The 2,625-nt window shown below is 56.0% G+C and carries 2 protein-coding genes; both read left to right on the top strand.

Translation table 11 applies throughout. From position 1 onward, the window contains the following. The first annotated feature begins 188 nt into the window (after nt 1-188). On the top strand, nt 189-650 hold the full coding sequence (locus AAC854_RS22085) for a phage terminase small subunit P27 family (protein ID WP_273546650.1): 462 nt from the start codon (nt 189-191) through the stop codon (nt 648-650). Nucleotide 651: 1 nt separating this feature from the next. Then, nucleotides 652-2,385, top strand: coding sequence for a terminase large subunit (locus tag AAC854_RS22080; protein WP_340618974.1), 1,734 nt, complete (start codon nt 652-654; stop codon nt 2,383-2,385). Nucleotides 2,386-2,625: the final 240 nt, after the last annotated feature.

Here is a 2,625-nt window from a genome sequence, read left to right as displayed (position 1 = left end):
TAATAGCGCAATGATTTAGTTTTTATTTGCAATCATCTCGGTTGTTATCGTCACGCAGGGGGAGGGGCGGGTCAAATCTCTACCACTCTCGCCCTTGAGGACCGCCGCCTTCCCTCTTTTCAGATCGCCGCGAAATGCCAACCTTTTTTTGGGGTGCCCCAACTGCACCATTTTACAGGAGAAATCACATGGCAGGACGACCGCCAACCCCGACTCACCTGCGTTTGGTGAGGGGTAACCCATCAAAGCGCCCGATTAATGCCCATGAACCGATGCCGGAAAAAGGGGTCCCCCATGTCCCCAAGCATTTTGGGAAAATGGGCCGGTACTGGCATGAACGGATCGCCGGGGAACTGCATAACGTCGGCGTGCTGACTCACCTTGACGCCAAAGCCCTTGAGTTGCTGGTTGAAGCCTACGTCGAATACCGAACACACTGTGAAACGCTGGAGCGTGAAGGTTACACCTACCGGACCGATCAGGGATTAATTAAGGCGCATCCGGCGGCGGGCATGAAAGCCGATGCGTGGAAACGGATCCACACCATGCTCAGTGCGTTTGGTATGTCACCCTCCAGCCGGTCTAAGGTCAACATGGCCGGGGAAGATAAGGCCGACCCGCTGGCTGAGTTTTTACAAATGAGAGATTAACATGGCGAAAGTATCAGAAGGCACCCGCTATGCTGAGCGGGTCGTGGCGGGTGAGGTTGTATCCGGTGAGTTGGTGAAACTGGCCTGTCAGCGGTTCCTGAATGACCTGAAAACGGGGGAAGCGCGTGGCATTTATTTCAGTGAACCCCGTGCCCAGCATATCCTGAACTTTTACAAATTTGTGCCCCATGTCAAAGGCGCACTGGCAGGCAAACCTATTGAGTTGATGGACTGGCATATCTTTATCCTGATAAACCTGTTTGGCTTTGTCTGCCCGTTGGTGGATGAAGCCACCGGCGAAATCGTCCTGCGCAATGACGGCAGCGGGCGCCCGGTGATGGTGCGCCGTTTTCGCACGGCGTATAACGAAGTGGCGCGTAAAAACGCCAAATCCACGCTTTCTTCCGGTATCGGGTTATACATGACCGGGGCTGATGGTGAGGGAGGCGCAGAAGTCTATTCGGCCGCCACCACCCGTGATCAGGCGCGTATCGTGTTTGAGGATGCGAAGAACATGCTCAAAAAGGCGAAGTCGACACTGGGCAGGTTACTTGAATTCAACAAACTGGCCATTTATCAGGAACAATCCGCCTCCAAGTTCGAACCGCTGTCCAGTGACGCCAATAACCTTGATGGTCTCAATATCCACTGCGGCATCGTCGATGAGCTGCACGCGCACCGCACCCGCGATGTCTGGGATGTACTGGAAACCGCCACCGGCGCACGCTTGCAGTCGCTGTTATTCGGTATCACCACCGCCGGCTTTAATAAAGAAGGCATTTGCTACGAGTTGCGCGACTATGCCGTTAAGGTCCTGCGCGGGCTGCCGGATGATACCTTTTTCGCGCTGATCTACACCCTGGACAAAGACGACGACCCGTTTGATGAGACGGTGTGGCAGAAAGCGAACCCCGGTCTGGGGATTTGCAAGCGCTGGGATGACCTGCGGCGGCTGGCGAAAAAGGCCAAAGAGCAAGTGTCAGCGCGGCACAATTTTTTCACCAAGCACATGAACCTGTGGGTCACGGCCGAATCGGCGTGGATGGACATGCTTAAGTGGGATGACTGCGAACCGCTGGCCCCGCCGCATGAGCTGAAAACCTACCCGATGTGGGTTGGCGTGGACTTGGCGAACAAGATTGACATTTGTGCGGCGGTGAAAGTCTGGCAGGCGAATAACGGTCATGTCCATGCCGACTTTAAATTCTGGCTGCCGGAAGGCCGGCTTGAGCGCTGCTCACGGCAGATGGCGGAACTTTACCGCAAGTGGGATGAAATGGGCGTTCTGACCCTGACCGATGGCGAAGTGGTGGACCATGCCCAGATAAAAGAAGAGCTGCTGCACTGGGTCGGCGGGGAAAACCTGAAAGAACTCGGCTTTGACCCGTGGAGTGCCACCCAGTTCAGTCTGGCACTGGCCGAAGAAGGCCTGCCGTTGGTCGAGGTTGCCCAGACGGTGCGCAATCTGTCGGAAGCCATGAAATCACTGGAAGCGGCGGTGTACAGCGGTAAATTCCACCATAACGCCCACCCGGTAATGGACTGGATGATGAGTAACGTCACCGTCAGGCCGGACAAAAACGACAATATCTTCCCCAACAAATCCACGCCGGAAGCCAAAATTGACGGTCCCGTTGCCCTGTTTACGGCCCTGAGCCGGTTACTGGTGAACGGGGGTGAGCAACCGGAAAGCCTGTCCGATGTGTTAATGAGCCGGGGTCTGCGCTCACTCTGAGGTTCTTTTATGAAACTATTAATGATAACTGCCCCGCTGGTCGGGCTGGCGGGCGGTGGCCTGCTGTCTTACGGGGCGTGGCTGCTGCTGCCCGCGGCGGGGTTTATTGTCGCCGGTGGCCTGTGCCTTGGCTGGTCGTATCTGGTCTCACGCCTGCTCAGCCATAAACCCGGTAAGGAGGCCTGATGTTCTTTCCCGGCCTGTTTCGAAAATCCGCTGAACCGATGACTTCCCGTGACC

The sequence above is a fragment of the Xenorhabdus entomophaga genome (assembly GCF_037996725.1).
Lineage (GTDB): Bacteria > Pseudomonadota > Gammaproteobacteria > Enterobacterales > Enterobacteriaceae > Xenorhabdus > Xenorhabdus khoisanae.
This window is presented reverse-complemented; position numbering and strand designations above follow the sequence as displayed.

Bases quoted from the DNA above. Each gene is read 5' to 3' on its own strand.
- AAC854_RS22080 (WP_340618974.1), top strand. From the start codon at position 652: ATGGCGAAAGTATCAGAAGGCACCCGCTATGCTGAGCGGGTCGTGGCG.
- AAC854_RS22085 (WP_273546650.1), top strand. From the start codon at position 189: ATGGCAGGACGACCGCCAACCCCGACTCACCTGCGTTTGGTGAGGGGT.